This window comes from Streptodolium elevatio, from assembly GCF_053592165.1.
Window position 1 is genome coordinate 118,076 of the sequence record NZ_JBSFVE010000012.1, and the last position, 16,601, is coordinate 134,676.

General features: G+C 67.9%; 14 protein-coding genes. 9 read left to right on the forward strand and 5 right to left on the reverse strand.

Annotation, left to right across the window (positions count from 1 at the left end; genetic code table 11):
• On the reverse strand, positions 1 to 513 hold the full coding sequence (locus ACWD12_RS22500; RefSeq protein WP_450101008.1) for an SRPBCC family protein: 513 nt from the start codon (positions 511 to 513) through the stop codon (positions 1 to 3).
• A 92-nt stretch (positions 514 to 605) separates the two neighbouring features.
• On the opposite strand from ACWD12_RS22500, the gene ACWD12_RS22505 reads away from it, so the two are divergent.
• From ACWD12_RS22505 to ACWD12_RS22520, 4 genes are all read left to right on the forward strand, one after another.
• Positions 606 to 1,145, forward strand: coding sequence for a winged helix-turn-helix transcriptional regulator (locus tag ACWD12_RS22505; protein ID WP_450101009.1), 540 nt, complete (start codon positions 606 to 608; stop codon positions 1,143 to 1,145).
• Positions 1,146 to 1,231: 86 nt separating this feature from the next.
• Positions 1,232 to 1,480, forward strand: coding sequence for an SCO4226 family nickel-binding protein (locus ACWD12_RS22510; RefSeq protein ID WP_358362765.1), 249 nt, complete (start codon positions 1,232 to 1,234; stop codon positions 1,478 to 1,480).
• A gap of 54 nt (positions 1,481 to 1,534) precedes the next feature.
• Positions 1,535 to 1,927: a cupin domain-containing protein gene (locus ACWD12_RS22515; protein WP_450101010.1), complete on the forward strand. Its 393-nt coding sequence runs from the start codon at positions 1,535 to 1,537 to the stop codon at positions 1,925 to 1,927.
• Positions 1,928 to 2,034: 107 nt separating this feature from the next.
• Positions 2,035 to 2,544, forward strand: a complete 510-nt coding sequence (locus ACWD12_RS22520) for a MarR family winged helix-turn-helix transcriptional regulator (RefSeq protein ID WP_450101011.1) — start codon at positions 2,035 to 2,037, stop codon at positions 2,542 to 2,544.
• Positions 2,545 to 3,296: 752 nt separating this feature from the next.
• On the opposite strand, the gene ACWD12_RS22525 is transcribed toward ACWD12_RS22520, so the two are convergent.
• Positions 3,297 to 3,719, reverse strand: a complete 423-nt coding sequence (locus ACWD12_RS22525; RefSeq protein WP_450101012.1) for a hypothetical protein — start codon at positions 3,717 to 3,719, stop codon at positions 3,297 to 3,299.
• A 274-nt stretch (positions 3,720 to 3,993) separates the two neighbouring features.
• Between ACWD12_RS22525 and ACWD12_RS22530 the strand changes: the two genes are divergently transcribed.
• The 3 genes from ACWD12_RS22530 (at position 3,994) to ACWD12_RS22540 (ending at position 10,007) form a co-directional block, all read left to right on the forward strand.
• Entirely contained in the window at positions 3,994 to 5,778 is a 1,785-nt protein-coding gene (locus ACWD12_RS22530; protein WP_450101013.1) for a hypothetical protein, read from the forward strand.
• A gap of 217 nt (positions 5,779 to 5,995) precedes the next feature.
• On the forward strand, positions 5,996 to 7,699 hold the full coding sequence (locus ACWD12_RS22535; RefSeq protein WP_450101014.1) for a hypothetical protein: 1,704 nt from the start codon (positions 5,996 to 5,998) through the stop codon (positions 7,697 to 7,699).
• Between the two features lie 682 nt (positions 7,700 to 8,381).
• The gene (locus ACWD12_RS22540; protein WP_450101015.1) at positions 8,382 to 10,007 is read left to right on the forward strand and encodes a WxL domain-containing protein; all 1,626 of its coding nucleotides are present in this window, start codon (positions 8,382 to 8,384) and stop codon (positions 10,005 to 10,007) included.
• 60 nt (positions 10,008 to 10,067) lie between these two features.
• On the opposite strand, the gene ACWD12_RS22545 is transcribed toward ACWD12_RS22540, so the two are convergent.
• On the reverse strand, positions 10,068 to 13,496 hold the full coding sequence (locus tag ACWD12_RS22545) for a S8 family serine peptidase (protein WP_450101016.1): 3,429 nt from the start codon (positions 13,494 to 13,496) through the stop codon (positions 10,068 to 10,070).
• A gap of 321 nt (positions 13,497 to 13,817) precedes the next feature.
• Positions 13,818 to 14,213: an ATP-binding protein gene (locus ACWD12_RS22550; RefSeq protein WP_450101017.1), complete on the reverse strand. Its 396-nt coding sequence runs from the start codon at positions 14,211 to 14,213 to the stop codon at positions 13,818 to 13,820.
• A gap of 113 nt (positions 14,214 to 14,326) precedes the next feature.
• Between ACWD12_RS22550 and ACWD12_RS22555 the strand changes: the two genes are divergently transcribed.
• Both ACWD12_RS22555 and ACWD12_RS22560 read left to right on the forward strand, forming a co-directional pair.
• Positions 14,327 to 15,151 carry a helix-turn-helix domain-containing protein gene (locus ACWD12_RS22555; RefSeq protein ID WP_450101018.1) on the forward strand — a complete coding sequence of 275 codons (825 nt, stop codon included), beginning with the start codon at positions 14,327 to 14,329 and terminating at the stop codon, positions 15,149 to 15,151.
• Positions 15,152 to 15,219: 68 nt separating this feature from the next.
• A complete protein-coding gene (locus ACWD12_RS22560) occupies positions 15,220 to 15,390 on the forward strand; it encodes a DUF397 domain-containing protein (RefSeq protein WP_450101019.1) in 171 nt (56 codons plus the stop codon).
• A 24-nt stretch (positions 15,391 to 15,414) separates the two neighbouring features.
• Here ACWD12_RS22560 and ACWD12_RS22565 read toward each other — a convergent pair whose 3' ends face one another.
• Positions 15,415 to 16,572, reverse strand: coding sequence for an XdhC family protein (locus tag ACWD12_RS22565; protein WP_450101120.1), 1,158 nt, complete (start codon positions 16,570 to 16,572; stop codon positions 15,415 to 15,417).
• Between the last annotated feature and the right edge of the window lie 29 nt (positions 16,573 to 16,601).

The window sequence follows — 16,601 nt, forward strand, 5'->3', positions numbered from 1 at the left end:
TCATGCCCGTCCCTCCGCCAAGTCCTTGATCGCGGCGAGGTTGGCCGTGATGCCCGCCTCGAACTCGCGCAGCCTGACGAACACGATCTTCTGCTCCTTGTCCGGCATCTGCTCGATGGCGACGCTCAGCCCCGAACGCCCGGGCCCCATGCGCACCCACTGCTCCAGCACCGTGCCCGAGCCCTCGGGGCGCACCGTGAACCGCCAGGTGGCGGTGGGTTCTTCGGGGTCTGTGACGGCCCAGGTGAGGCGGTGCGGCGGCTCGCACTCGGTGATATACGACGTGGTCCGCCACTCACCGAACGCGTCGTGTTCGTTGTCGCCGGCGAAGGTGTTGCCCACCGCGGGGCCCGTCGCGCCGTCGAGCCATTCGACGGACCGCAGTTCGCTGCTCAGCCGGGGCAGCAAGTGGATGTCGGAGACCAACTCCCAGACCCGCGCGGGTGGCGCCTCGATGTACGTCTCGACCGCCACGGTCGGGGTGTCGGCGTAGCGCTGTCCTGTCCACTCCATCTGGGGCTCCTTGGCCGTTCCGTCGAGAGGGCTCTCTGAACAGCAGAGTTGTCTAGATAGACTTACTGCGTCAAGACCGTAGGGTGGAGGGCATGAGGCGTACGTCTTTCGCGAACTGGCCGTGCACGGTCGCCCGGACCATGGACCTGCTCGGCGACTGGTGGACGCCGCTCGTGCTGCGCGAAGCGTTCTACGGCGTCCGCAAGTTCGACGAGTTCCAGCAGGGCCTGGGCATCGCCCGGACGACGCTGTCGGACCGTCTGAAGACGCTCGTCGACGAGGGCTTGATGGAGAAGCGGGCGTACCAGACCGACCCGGTGCGCTACGACTACGTGCTGACCGAGAAGGGCACGGACTTCTTCCCGGTGCTCGTCGCCATGATGCGCTGGGGCGACCGCTGGACGACCGACGAGTCCGGCCCGCCGGTCCTGGTGCACCACGACCGCTGCGGCAACGTCACCGAGCCCGACACGCACTGCACGTCGTGCGGCGAACGGCTCCGCTTCGAGGACACGTCGATGCGGATGGGCCCCGGCTACCCGGCGAAGCTGGCGAAGCGCCCCGACATTCAGGAGCGCTTCGCCCGGCAGGCGGCGAAGTCGCGCCATGGGGTGCGTGGCATCGACCAATAGCCGTTTCGTATAGATCTGTACCGGTATGAGTGCTTGACTTGAAGGGTCGACTTCTCCGACGCCTGCCGACGGTGAGGAGCAAGACCATGCCTGTCTTCATGGATGTGCACCGCAACATGCGGGGGATCAGCGCCGACGATTTGAAGGCCGCCCACCAGCAGGACTTGGCGCTCCAGGACATGGAGCACGTGGAGTTCAAGCACGCGTGGGCCGACCCGGACTCCGGGATGGTGTTCTGCCTGGCCGAGGGGCCTGATGCGGACGCCGTGCGCCGCGTGCACGCGATGGCCGGCCACCCTGCGGACGACGTGTACCCGGTCACGCTGGAGGTGTGACCGCGCGTACGAATAATCCGTGCCGCGAGCGGCCCGATCGGTGAGGATCGGGTCATGGAACCCGTGAACCTCACCGCCGCCCTCGCCTCGTTCGACGACGTGTACAGCCCGCGCATCGTCGCCCGCATGAACGACTACGACGTACGCATCGCGCACACGCTCGGCGACCACGTCTGGCACGTGCACGAGGACACCGACGAGTTCTTCCTCGTCCTGGACGGCCGTTTCGACATCGCGATGCGCGACGCCGACGGCAACGAGCGGACCGTCGTGCTGACCAAGGGGGACACGTTCGTCGTCCCCAAGGGCACGGAGCACAAGCCGACTTCGCCCGGCGGGTCGATCCTGATGTTCGAGCCCTCCGGCACCGCCACGACGGGCAACCGCCACGAGGGCGACATCCCCGACCACGTCGACAGCACGACGGGCCACGACTTGGCGCTGTGACCGCGGCACGCGGGCGGCATTCGCGGAGAGTGCCGCCCGCACCGTGATGGGCGCCCTTTTCAGGGGTGTCCCCGGCACGCAATTTAGTAGCCATGTATAGTATCTGCATGACGGATGACAAGCTGGCGGACGAGCCCCTAGGACCCACCCCCGGCTTCCTGGTCTGGCGGCTCTCCATGAAGTGGCGCGTCGCCGTCGACCGCGCCCTTGCGCCCCTCGGCCTCACGCACGCGCAATACGCGCTGCTCGCCTCGCTGTTCGGCATGACCCGGTCCGGCGCGAGCCCCACGCAGCGCGAACTCGCCGATCACGCCGGCCTGGAGGCCCTGTACGTCTCCAAACTCGCCCGCACCCTCGAGTCCGACGGCCTCATCGAACGCACCCGCGACCCCATGGACACCCGGGCCATCCGGCTGGGACTCACGGAGCGGGGCCGCGAGAAGACCCAGGCGGCAATCAGCGTCGTCCATGAACTCCTGGACCGACTTGTCGCCCCCCTGGGGGGTCTCGACGGCGACCTGACCCACGAGTTCTCACGTCGAGTGCAGGCACTTCTCGAAGTGCCCCTCGGCGCATCCTCCGATTCTCCGGCGGAGGCTTCGTCCGACTCCCGATGAGACGGGGAGCGGATCTTGGTACGTCGAAACGTTGTCGACGCTGCGCCCAGCGTGATGACACGTGTAGGTGTTTTTGACGCGGACGCCGAATTCGTCGGCCGACCGCGCGACGCACGCTCGCGCGGCACGGGCGATGATTCCTCCGGGTTGCAGGAGGGAAATATCATCTGCCACGGCGCGGCGCGCAGAATTCCTCTGCGAGCGAATCCCGTACCCGTGGACCGGGCGCGGCGAATTTTATCCCTGCGTCGCCGATATGCTGCGGAAAAATCATCAATGCAAAACTTGCAACAGCCTATTTAACCGATGTCTTCGTCGCATGTCAACAACTGATGTCCAAGATTCTTTCGAGCCGGCGCGGAGCGCCTGGCGTTCGGAGAATCGGCACGTGTCACCGGTCGGATTCGTTCAGAATCGACAAATACCGAAGATCGCGGACCGCGCGAAACCGTCCGGGAGCGCACGTGGGAACGAGTGCGGAGGATCGGTCGGGGGTGGCTCCTGCCGGAACGCGGCAGTGCCCCGCCGAGGCTCGGCGGGGCACTGCCACGCGTGCCGCGACGGGTTAACCCGCCCGACTCACGCAGTTGTTACGCTTGCGCTCCGTGTGCTCGCCGCAACCCGCAGTGCGAGTGCGGCGCGTCCGGGCCGAGAGTGCTCGCGGCACTCCTCGTATTAGGAGTACGAGGAGCGGAACCGCGAGCACTCGAGGCCGGCGCGGACGATGCGCCTGCATCAGTGGCCAGGGTGTGTCAGATCGGCCAGCCGCTGCCACCGGAGGAGAGGGTGCAGTTGATGATGGTCGTTCCGGCGCTGTTGCTGGCGGTCAGCTGGATGGTCGAGGGTGCCGAGCTCAAGGTGCCGAAGGTGCCCGACAGCAGAATGCTGCCGTAGGTACCGGGCGAGAGGCTGGCAGAAGGACCGGTCGTGCCGTTCAGCTTGCTCGTGATGCTCGTGCTGCCAGGCGACGGTGCGGTGAAGCCGCCCGGGATCGTCGCGTTGATCTCAAGGCCGGTGGCACCGATGCGCTCGAAGTTCGCGCTGATCGTGCCGTAGGCGCCGCAGCTGTAGGTGGCGTTCGCCTCGGCGGCCATGGCCGGCGCGGCGAACATGACCGCGGCCGAAGTGAAGCCGGCCGTGGCGGCGGCGACGGCGAGACTCTTGATCTTGGACAAGGGTGTGCCTTCCTCTTCTTGGAGGCAGGGAACGCGGTGTCCTCGGGGGTGCAGAACGGCCGTTCCGTGCCGGGGGTGACGGGTGCGGGCCGTGCGGAGCCTAGGCGGCCCACTAGGCATTCAAGCGCTTGATCTGTTTGTCGTCAATATTCTTCGCCGTGTTTATCGACGGGTTTTGCGATCTCATGCTCGGTTGCCGTCGGGCGTGTTTCAAGGGTGTCGACCTCACGTTTGCCGGTGACACGTGTCGAGTGGGTCGACCACGATTCTCCTATTGACTTCGATTGATTTTCCGGGCAGGTTCCGCGAGAACCATTGGACCTCCGCACGCCGCCTACTAATCGGTTCGCCGGCTGGGGATCTTGATTTTGGGCAATGGGCCGCGGTCGACCTCCCTGGCGCCCCCGGCGCCAGGCGCTCACGAAGGAGCACAATCCTGGTGTTGCGAAGAATGAAGCCCCGAAGGCTCACCGCCGCCGTGGCCACGGGCGTCCTGGCCGTAACGGGGGTCTTGGTGGCCGTCTCACCGGCCGCCAACGCCACCGTGGTGAAGTACACGTCCCTGTGCGTCAACGACTTCGTCGGTCCGGTGGGCGAAGTCCCGAGCGAGTACGACGTCACCGTGTCGCCGGTGAAGGACAAGTACACGGTCGGCGACGTGGTGACCGTCAACTGGAAGTGGGTCGCCTTCCCCAAGGTTCCGCTGTCCAGCCCGATCCCGACGCTGCCGGAGAACTCGACGAAGCCGTTCGGCGATGTCGGGGTCACCGGTGCGCAGACTGAGGTCGTCCAGGTTACCGGGCCCCAGGAACACCCCCCGGCGAATGCCGGTGAAGAGCTGAAGGTCCCCGACATGACCGGGACCTTCACCCTCACCGCGCCGGGCACGTTGACCCTGGCACCCAAGGGCTACAAGACCGTGTCGACGGTGTTCGGCATCCAGTCGGTGACGACTTGCCAGCCGGTGGCTGGACAGGTTCCCGGCGACGTCGCGACGCTGACGGTCGAAGGCGCGCAGACGGCCGATCCGGTGCTGAACGGGCCGGCGGAGTCGCACCGCGGCTTCGAAATCGACCTGACCGGCAGCAACTTCGCGCCGAGTGCCGTGCCGCAACTCTCGCTTTGCGCGCCGGACGGATCGAACTGCTCGGCGAGTTCGTTCACCGCGAACACGCTCGCGATCGACGGGCAGGGCAAGCTGACCGGCAAGGCCACTTTGGCACCTTCTGGCATACCTGACGGCGCCTACGCCGTCAGGGTCTCCGACGGGACCAAGGCGGCTCTGTCCCCGCTGGCCATCACCCCGTACGTCTCGCCGACTCCCCGGGACGGGGCCGTCAACCCGGCCGCTGCCGGCGTCGGTGATGTGGTGACGGTCAGCGGCACCGGCTGGACACCCAACAGCAACGTCAGCATCACGCCGATGAACGCCGCTGGCAGCGGAGTCGCCTCGTCGGCGAACGCCTTCACCGACGCGACGGGCAAATTCTCCACTCAGGTGACGATCACCAGTGCGGACACCGCCCAGTTCCGGCTCCGCGACGGTGCCGACACCTCACTGCGGGTCTTCGTGCCGTTCACGGTGCGTACCGTCCCAACGGGGGAGCAGTACCCGACGGTGACGCTGGCGTCGGGTCCGCTGTCGATGTCGCAGGCCGGTGACGGGATCGACTTCGGCTCGGCGACGCTGAACGGTGAGGCCCAGACCCTCCAGGCGAACCTGAACCAGGTGACCATCCTGGACGCTCGCGGCGGCAAGTTGGGCTGGTCCCTCACGGGTACCATGACCGACCTGGTCGCGGCGAACGGCACGGACAAGATCCCGGCGGGCAATGTGGCGTGGACGCCGTCGTGCGCCGCGACACCGGGCAGCCTGAGCGAGGTCGCGAACGGTTCGCCCGGCGCTTTGGGTTCGAGCCCGGCTGCGCTGTGCAGCCAGGCTCCGGGTACCACGACGACCGGTGGAAAGTTCACCGCTGACGCTCAAGTGACCCTCACCACCCCGCAGTTCGCTGCTGCTGGGACCTACACGGGGACGCTCACGCTGACCCTCATCTGACGCCTTAGGGCGCAAACCCCCTTCAGGGGGCTGAGTTGCCGGGCCCCCGGTGCACCGTACGACTCCAGATCCTGGAATCGAGGAACGCGATGCGCCGGGGGCTCGCCATGTTCACCGCGAAGAAATCCGAGGGTAGTCGGGCCCGGCATCGGCGAGTCCGCGGCCACTCGGCCGATCGTCCCCTGTTCGTTTCGCATGCGAGGAGTTGAGGAGACCCGTGTCTCGTTTCTCAAGTGTCCTGACGCGGCGCACCGGCGCCGTGTTCGCGAGTGCCGGCCTGGTGCTCGCCGGGGCCGGGCTCACCGCCCTGGCGCCAACCGCCACGGCCGGTGTGACGACACCGACGGTGCACTGCGTCCTGCCCGTGGGGCAGGGCGAGGGCACCGGCCCGCAGACCATGGACGTGACCCTGACCCCGGCCAACGCCGCGCCGGGTTCGCTGGTGCACGCGGTGGTCACGCTGGGGCTCAGCCCGGTCAACAGCACGCAGACCCTGAGCAACATTCCCACCACCCCCTCGATCCAACTGGCGATGAGTGGGGGTGCAACCGGCACAGTGACGGTGACCGGGCCGACCATCCCGATCAACACCACGGCCGGACAGCCGGTCCCGATCCCCACCTACGCGGGCGACTTCGTGGTTCCGAGCACCGCGTCGGGGCTGGTCTCCTTCACCCCTGTGCGGACCAACACCCAGACCGTGGTGTTCGGCGGGACCTACCAGACCCCGTGTGACGTGGTGTCCGGAGCCACCAGCATCGGCACCGTGAACGTCCAGGGCCCGGGCTCCGCGCAGCCGACGCTGAGCTCGCCGACCGGCACGGTGCGCCCCGGATACACGCTCAACTTCGCCGGGCTGGGCTGGCCGACCGGCCAGACCCCGACCGTCGACGTATGCCCGGTCGGCGGCGGCGCCTGTGTCGTCAACCCGATCACCAACAGCACGCTGGCCGTGTCCGCGCAAGGCGCGCTCTCGGGCACCGGAACCCTGGCGATCTCCGGCATTCCGAACGGGAACTACAACGTCACGGTGACCGCCGGGACCAAGCAGGCGTCCAGCCCGATCACCGTGCAGGCGTTCGTGCCGGTGCCCGGCGTCCGGAATGGCACGGTGAACCCGACCTCGGGCCCGGTCGGGACCGTCGTCACCGTCAACGGCAGCGGTTGGGAGCCCAACTCGAACGTGAGCCTCACCGCGGTCGATGGGGCGAACGGTGCGGTGAGTGGCAGCGTGAACGCGTTCACGACGCCGGACGGAACGTTCACCGGGCAGTACACGATCTCCGCGCCGACGACCGCCAGCATCCGCGTTCGCGAGGGCGCCAACCCTGCCAACCGGACGTTCGTGCCCTTCACCGTCGCGACCGCACCGCCGACCGTCGCCGCTTCGCCGGCGGTCTCGTACCGCAACGGCGTCGTGACGCTGTCGGGTTCGAACTGGCCGGGCAGCGCCTCGCCGACCGCCGCACTGTGTGACACCGCCGGCAACAACTGCAACGCGGCCTCGCTCACCAACTCGACGCTGACGGTCTCCGCGGCCGGCGCGCTGAGCGGCTCGGTCAAGGTCGCCGGAAGCGTGACCCCCGCGAACTACACCGTGAAGGTCACCGCGGGCGGTATCTCGGCCACCACTCCGCTGACCGTGCAGAAGCACTCGATCTCGCTGTCCCCGAGCTCCGGCCCGCTGGGCACGAAGACCTGGATCACCGGTGACGACTTCGCCGACTGGGCGTGGATCAAGCTGTACGGCGTGAACGCGGCCGGCCAGAAGACCGGTGACTACAACTACGCCGCCGCCGACGGCGCCGGCAACTGGATCACCTGGATGTACCTGAACGACCCGACCACCGTCCGGATCGTCGCGGAGGAGACCTTCAACTCCAGCATCAAGGCATCGGCGCCGTTCACGTACACCCCGTGACCGATCGCTGAATCCGCTTACTGCGCGGTTGTGCGGCACACCCGGGAACTCGGGTGTGCCGCACGGCATTTGTGGCATGGACCGCAACGCCGGCGCCGGGTTGCGGCGACGCCGTAGTGGGACCGAGCCGATCCGCCTTGGTCCGGCGGCCGAGCCGGAGCATGCACTCACGGACACCGGCTGATCACGAACTGCAGGGTGCAGTAACGGATTTCCGTGAAAGGGATGCAGGGCCGTCCCGTTGGCACGTGTCGACCGAACAGGGAAGTCAACCGCTATTGACTTCCCCTCGTCGACCGAGCACATTCCGTGCCAATTCCCGGAACACCATTTGCCGACAACACCTTGATGGCGTTCGGCCGGTGGCGAAGTTCGCTCGTGGTGGGGGCATCGGCGGGGGGCGTCAGTTCACCAGGACCATCTCGTTGCCCCCTTCGTGCGCCGCGAGCCAGGGGGCCTCGGCACCTTGGCCGGCCGCACGCCGGGCGCATCGGCGGCCCCGTCGACCGGTGCAGCCAGTCGGCGGACGCCGAGGCCACCGGCGGGGGCGCCCCCAACGCGGTGCTGAGGCTCGTCATCCCGCCGCAGGCGCGTACTCCGGAACGCTCACCCTGACCCTGACCCTGACCCTGACCCTGATCTGAGGCCCCATGGTTTCGGCCTCGTGCGATGGAGGAGAACTGTGGCGAGACAACTGATTCCCCGAAGAGCCGCGGCGGTCGTGGCGACGGGGGTGCTCGCCCTCGCGGGGGCGATCGTGTTCACCGCGCCTGCCGCGAACGCGCAGGAGACGACCTGGACATCGAAGTGCGTGAACCAGATAGCCACCGGGCTGGACATCCCGCCGTCGGAGACCAAGGTCGACGTCACGGTCTCGCCGGTCAAGGACGTCTACACCGTCGGTGACCTCGTCACCGTGAGCTGGAAGTGGAAGTCGTACAGCAAGGTCCCCAACGCCGGCCTGCCCTCCATTCCGAAGGACTCCACGAAGCCCGTCGGAAACCTCGAACTGACGGGAGCACAGACCGGGACCGTCACGGTCGAAGGCCCGCGGCTGAACCCCGAGGCGCCGGTCGGTACCGACCTGATCCTCAGCGACATGACCGGAACGTTCACCCTGAACGCGGCCGGCACGGTCGACCTCGCGCCGAAGAACCACCGTACGTTCACGTTCATCGAGGCCTTTGGGATCGATGCCGAGACACGGTGCGAGCCCCTGGGCGCCGCGCCCGGGACCGTGGCCACGTTGACCGTGCAGGATGGGCAGTCGAGTGGCCCGTCGCTCACCGCCCCCTCGGGCGAGGTACGTCCGGGCGCGACCATCGACCTGTCGGGCGCCGACTACACGCCGAACGCGACGCCGCATCTGACCTTGTGCGACGCGGCCGGAAATGCGTGCCAGACCAGCGGATTCACCACCCATACGTTGGTGGTCGACAGCGCGGGCAAGTTGACAGGCACGGCCACGGTTTCGCCCTCCGCTTCCGAAGGGCCGCACGTCGTCCAGGTCACCGACGGCACCGGCGCCGGCAAGGCGACGGTCACGCTCAAGAACTTCGTGCCCGACGGTCCGCCGAGGGCGTTCCTGAGCACATCGAGCGGACCGCTCGGCACGGTGGTCACCGTCACCGCCGAGAACCTGCCGCCGAACGGCAACATCAACATCAGCGCGCTGGACGCCGACCAGTTCGACCTCGAGGGCTTCGTCAACCTGACGAGCCTGCCGGACGGCACCGTCCCTCCCACGGAGTTCACCGTCACCGACCCGTGGACGTCGTTCATCCGGGTACGGGCCGGGACCGACGACTCCACCGCGGCGATCCTGCCTTTCCACATCGCCACCGCGCAGGGCACGCAGGCGCCCACGGTGACGCTGGCTCCTGGGACGTTGTCGATGTCGCAGGCCGGGACCGGGATCGACTTCGGGTCGGCGACGCTGAACGGCGAGGCGCAGACGCTGACCGCGAGCCTCAACCAGGTGACGGTCACGGACGCCCGTGGCGGCAACCTGGGTTGGTCGCTGACCGGCGCGATGACCGATCTGGTGGCGGCGAACGGCACGGACAAGATCCCGGCGGGGAACCTCGCCTGGACGCCGTCGTGCGCGGCGACCCCGGGAAGTCTGGACGAGGTCGCCAACGGTACGGCCGGTCCGCTGGGTTCGGCCGCTGCCGTGCTGTGCAGTGTGGCCGCGGGCGGCGGGACCACCGGAGGAAAGTTCACCGCTGACGCCCAAATCACCCTCACCACACCGCAGTTCGCCGCCGCAGGCGCGTACTCCGGAACGCTCACCCTGACCCTCATCTGACGAGATCGGCGCCGGGTGCCCGGAGAACTTCTCCACGCACCCGGCGCCGTCATGTCCGGGTCAGATGACCTGGTACGCGCGGATCACCGTGGAGGTGACCGAGTTGCCGGAGGTGTCGGTGCCGGAGATGCGCAGCGACACGAATCCGGGCGTCGGGTTGGGAATGGTGATGCCGGTGACGCCGCTGGGGGCCGAGATGGCGGGCAGGTTGGTCCAGGTCTGCCCGTCGTTGGTGGAGTACTGCACGGTCCCGGACGAAACCGATGCGTAGGTCGGTCCCACGCCGGGCTGATACTCGAACGCCAGCCAGCACAGCAAGTTCGTGTTCGCGGTGACCTGGTTGTAGTCGTTCATGTTCTGCAGACCGCAGATGGGCCTGGCCCCGAACAGCGGCAGCGGAGTGCCTGTTGCCGGGTCGGTGTGCGCGGAACTGAAGGTCCAGTCCGCGCGAACTCGGGTCGACAGTGCGGCATATGGCACTGTCCGGGACATCGACGCGGAGAGTGTGTACGTCGCGGCCGAGGACGAGACCGGCACTTCCAGGGCCATATTGAACATGCCGGCGTACGGGTGCACGGATCCGAGCACCTGGCCGCCGCTGCTGAGCGTCGCCTCCGCGCCCGGGTCCGGGATGGCCATGCCGAGGCCCCCGGTCCACCCGTCGCCCAGAAGTGACGGCAAGTTGGTGTGCCCGAAGCTGATGACGTCACCCTGGCGGGTCCCGACAGTGGTCGGAAGTGTCGGTCCGATGACGGCGGAACCGCGGATCATGCTCACCGTCCCGACCGAGTAGGTCGAGTACGTCTTGTCGTGCATGCTGTGCGTGTAGGCACCCGGCGCATGCGTGTCGTAGTACCCCTTCCACGTCGTGTCTGCGTTGGACGTCAGATACTCGTCGACGCGGTGGGGCACCGGGATGTTCTCGTAGAACCCGCTGCCCACCTCAATCCCCTTGTACCGCACGCCGTATGCCACCGCGCCATTCGCGGCCACGCCCTGCGCCTTGTAGACGGTTTCGAGGTGCGCCATGGTCGCCTTGGTCGCAGCCAGTCCGGGGTTCGTCGGGACGCCGTTCTCGCGGGCCTCCAGAACCTCGTAGCGGTAGGGGCTGCTGCCAGTGTTGTTCGACCAGGTCGAGAGGTTCAGGTAGGTCATGCCGGGCGTGCTGACGGGCAGCACACGGAGGTTGTCGATCGCCGGGACCGCGCCGCCGCCCCTGTTGATGACCAAGGTGAGGCTCGGGATCTGGCCACTGCCCGTGAGAGCGGACAGCCTCGTGCTGGTCCGCACGGCTCCCGCGGTGTCCACGGAGCCACCGGTGGGCACCATTTGCCGGGCGTCGAAGGTGAGCGCCGTGTTCGAGGCGACGTTCAATTTTCGGAACGCCACGTTGTATCCGGCGATCCCCGACCCGCCGGCCTGCGGCTCGTCGAGAAGCGCCAGCATGGAGTACTGGCCGGCGGGGACCGTGCAGGGAACCCCGGAGCAGCTCAGCGCGCCGTTTGCGACGGGGAACAGTTGTGCCTCGCCGCGGTCGTGGCTGTAGACCTGCAGCACGCCGTTGGCGGGCGCGCCGCTGCGGTCCAGTGCGCTGACCGTCAGCGTGGGCTTGGCGGCCTCGATGTCGATCGCGACGTACACCGATGCGACCACGACCCCGTTCGTGTCCCGCGCCGTCACCCGCGCGTAGTATGCGCCGGGCGGCGCGGCGCCCGCGTTCGCCGTCACCGAGACACTCCCCAACTGCCCCGCGGCTATGGTCGTCGGAGCCGCGGGAACGGTGGCGAGTCCTGCGGATGTCGGCGCGCCGAGTTCGGTGAACGCCTCGACGGTGAAGGTGAGCGTGACGGCCTGCGGCAGGTCGTTCATGAAGTACGCCAACGATGAAGCGTTCTGCCCCGCGGTGTGCGGCAACGGCAGCGGGATCGGGTTCACGTGATAGGGCACGACCTTGCGCGTGGCCGCCGCGCCGATGTCGAGCAGGCCGGCACCCTGCTGGAACGCGTTGGCGCCCGGCAGTTTGCGTGCGGACTCCGTCAGCGCGCCCTTGATGTGCCAGCCGTACCAGGTCGGATGCTGCTGGGCGAGGATGGCCGCGGCTCCGGCTGCCATCGGGGCGGCCATCGAAGTTCCGTCCAGTCCGACGTAGTTCGCGTCCACGGGGTAGCCGATCGTGCTGCCCGCAGCGCGGGCAGCGACCACACCGGCACCGGGCGCGACGATGTCCGGCTTGACGTTGTTGTCGATCGACGGTCCACGGCTGGAGAAGCCCGCGACCCGGTCGCCGGACCAGATGGCGCCGACCGTCAGCGCCGCCGCGGCGGTGCCGGGGGCCTCGACCGTTCGCGAACCGGAACCGGAGTTGCCGGCCGCCACGACCATGATCCGGCCGCCCCACATCGATTGCGTGTTGACCATGTCGACGAGCGGGTCGGAGCCGGGTGCGGCGGGACGTCCCAGACTCAGGTTCATGACCTTGATGTTCAGTCCCGCGGCCCACTGGATGCCGGCCATGACCGCCGAGTCCGGGCAGTCCCCGGCGTCGTCGCAGACCTTGGCGACGGCAAGCTCTGCGCCCGGCGCGACGCCCTTGTACCTGCCGTTGGACGCGGCTCCGGTCCCGGCGATGATCGACGCGACATGCGTGCCGTGCCCGAGCTCGTCGTCGGTACCGCTCGCGGACGACGTGAAGTCCTGCGCGGCCGTCACCACCCCTTGCAGGTCAGGGTGCGTGGCGTCGTATCCGGAGTCGAGCACGGCCACCGTCACGCCGTTGCCGTTATAGCCCTGCTGCCAGGCGGGGCCGACGTTCACCTGGGACCGGCTCGCGTCCAGTGACACCTTGGACTTCGCGTCGATCCAGATCTTGTCGACCTTCTCGCCGCCAAGCGGCTTGCTGCGGTCAGTTGTTCGGCCGTGTGGAACCTTGCCGACCAGCTCGTTCCAGAGATCGTCGACGGCGGCCTTGTCGGCCTTCAGGCTCTCGAAGCCGGAGTTGCCGGGGTCGCTGAACGTACGTAGTTTTTGCACGCCCTTCGGCGGAGCCGTCTTGGCGTCAACCCCCGCGGGCCGCTTGCCGATCAGCGGTATCGACGACGACCGCGCGTCGTCGTAACCCCACTCGACCAGCTGCGTGACGTTGAACAGGCGCGCGTCGACCTTCCCGGTCTGGATCGCGGGCACCGCGTCGTGCGGCACGACCGCGATACCGGAGTCGTCGTTGGCAATGTGCATGGGGATGCCGTCGCGGCCTTCGGCGGGCCGCACGCTGACGGACGGCTTGCCGTCCTCCATGCGCACGGTCACCTTGTCGCCGGTGATCAGCGTGACGGTCGCGTCAGGGGTCACACGCGGCTGCTCGTTGGGCAACGCCTCGGATTGGGCGCCCAGTTCCCGGACGTCCACGGACACCGCGGGCGCCGAGGACGAGTCCTCGGCGCCCGCGGGTTGTGTGGGAAGGCTCAGCAGGGCGGCAATGCCGGTCGCCACGAACGCGGTTCTGGTACGTCTGCGTATTCGCATCTGCGTCCTCTCGCATGGACAGACTCGGTGCCCATGGCCTGAGCACCGCCGTGCGCTGTTGCGTGGGGCAGGTGGTACTCAGGAGACGCTGTGTGGTGCGGCCAGCAGGCTGACACACAGTCAGAATGGGGACAAGGTATAACGGTTGGTTGGTTCGAAGTCTCATGTGCTGCAAGGGAATTGAGACACGTGTCAGCGCGGCCAGGCCCTGATGCCTAATCGGCGGACCCGGCTCCTGGCGCCCCGGTGGGGTCTGAGCCGCGGGGGTGTCGCGGTTCAGCCGCGTACTCACAGGGGAAGGTCGGATCTGGTACGCAGGTCGCACCACACGGACTTTGATTCGGTGCCGCGGGTGAATCCCCAGCGGGTGGAGAGGCGTTCGACGATCCACAGTCCTCGACCGAAGGTGCGGTCGAGGCTGGGCGGAGGTGTACCGGGTACGCCCTGGCCGCTGTCTACCACTTCGATTCGCAGCGTGGACTCGTCGAGCCGCAGCCGCAGTTCAGGTCGGCCGGACGCGTGCAGGACCGCGTTGGTGGTCAACTCGGAGGCGAGCAGCGCGGCGTCGTCGGTCAGGTGCGGCAATCGCTGCGCGAACAGCAGAGCCCGTACGTGATCTCGCGCGAGCTTGGCGGACCCGGGCGCGTCGGGGAGTACGTAGCTTCGCGTGATGGGCTTGCTCATGAACCGGACGCCTCTCGGTGGATGTCACTTTTAGTACGCCAAGCGTCGCGGTCTGGAGTTAGCGTGGGGAGTGGCTGAATCCCAACAGTTGTTCTGTAGGCGGAGGGGACCGGATGGCCCACCCGAAAGACGTCGACCCGATGCGCTCACCCCGGGCTTTCTATGGCTCGGAGTTGCGCAGACTGCGCGAGGCGGCGGGTCTGTCGCAGGAGAAGCTGGGCGAGATGGTCATCTGCTCAGGCGCATATATCGGCCAGATCGAATCGGCGGTACGCAAGCCCCAGTTGGACATGTCGGTCCGACTGGACGCGGTCTTCGGCACGGACGGCTTGCTGAGACGCCTGTGCGTGTTGGCGAACAAGTCGCGCCATGCGGACCACTTCGCGGATGCTGCGGAACTTGAGTGCCTGGCAGCGACGATCAGTGCCTTCGCGCCGACGCTGATCACCGGGCTGGTCCAGACCGAGAAGTATGCCTTGGCCGTCTTCGAGGCGGGTCTGCCATGGGCCTCGAAGACGGATATCGATGGCCGTCTCCGGGCGAGGATGGACCGAACGCGATTGTTGGAGGCCGCAACACGTCCGGAGTTGTGGGTGGTTCTGCATGAGTCGGCGTTGAGGCTGCCGGTAGGTGGGCCGGAGGTGATGCGGCAGCAGCTTCGGCACATTGCCACTCTCGCGAGAGAACGACGGATCATCGCGCAGGTGCTTCCCGTCGCGGCGGGGGCCCATGCGCTGATGGAGGGCTCGATCTACCTCATGTCGTTTGCTGACGCTCCATCAGTTGCCTATGTTGAAGGGGTTCTGACGGGCAATCTGCTGGATGATCCGATTGTGGTCGCGGCGGCGCAACAGGCCTACGATCATGTGAGGGCAGCGGCGATGTCGCCCTGTGATTCGCTGACCATGATCGAGCGTCTGGCGGAGGACTTCGAGTGACGGATAACCCGCAACCTCCAGTCGTGTGGAGCAAGTCCTCCGGCAGCGGTGCAAACTGTGTCGGTGTAGTGCACGTCTGGCGCAAGTCGTCGTACAGCGGGGCGAGCGGTGGTGAGTGCGTTGAGGTCGCGGATGTTGCCGACGCCCAGGTCCCAGTCCGTGACTCGAAGGACACCGCCCGCGGCCACCTCATGATCCCCGAGCAGGCGTGGGCCGGGTTCACCGGGCAGCTCCGGTAGCCCACACCGCCGAACCGCGGAGCATTACGCCGCGTGGTGGTCTGGGGACGTCCTGATCACCGACTGGATCGAGCCCTTGCCGTCGTGATGAATGGGGCCCTCCGTCACCGACAGAGGTGCCCCTGATCCGCCGCGGCGGTGGGCGATGATCTCCGCCGCGACAGCAATCGCCGTCTCCTCGGGCGTGCGCGCTCCCAGATCCAGGCCGATGGGGGAGCGGAGACGGGACAACTCCGCCTCGGTCAGGCCCAGCGCGCGCAGCTTCTCCAAGCGGGTCTCATGCGTACGCCGCGAGCCCATCGCCCCCACGTACGCCACCGGCAGGCGCAACGCCCGTTCCAGCAACGGGATATCGAACTTCGCGTCGTGCGTGAGCACACACAACACGGTCCGGCCGTCGACCTCGATCGAGTCCAAGTACCGGTGCGGCCAGTCGACCACGACCTCGTCCGCGTCCGGGAACCGGCGCCGCGTCGCGAAGACCTCGCGGGCGTCGCACACGACGACCTCATAACCGAGGAACTTGCCGACCTTCACCACCGCCGCGGCGAAGTCGATCGCACCGAAGACAATCATGCGCGGGGGCGGCGTGTACGCCTCCACGAACACCGTCGCGGTGTCCGGCCCGGCCGCGCACAGGCGCCCGTCCGGCCCGTACGTCAGCATCCCGCCCCGTCCGGAATCCAGCATCGCGGCGACCTCGGCCCGTACCGCCGCCTCGAAGGCGGGCGTACCGCCGAGCGAGCCCGTCGACGGTGCCGCACCGCCGTGGTGCACCAGCGTCGCGCCCAGCCGATGCGCCGGCCCCGCCACAACCCGCGCCACCGCCACCGGCGTACGGGCCGTCAAAGCCGCGATGGCCGCGTCCACGTCCGGCTCCGGGTGCACGAACACGTCGATGATGCCGCCGCAGGTCAGGCCCACCGCGAAGGCGTCCTCGTCGCTGTACCCGAAGCGCTGGAGCACGGGTGTCCCGGACTCCAGCGCTTCGCTGCACAGCGCGTACACCGCGCCTTCCACACATCCGCCGGAGATGCTGCCGACGGCCTCGCCGTCCGCACTCACGGCTAGCGCCGCCCCGGGGAGCCGGGGCGCGCTGCCGGCGACGTCGACGACCGTGGCCAGCGCGAAGCGCGTCCCCTGGGCGCGCCAAGCGGTGAGCTCGGGCACGATGTCGAACATCGTCATCTCCCTACGGTTACTCGGATCGC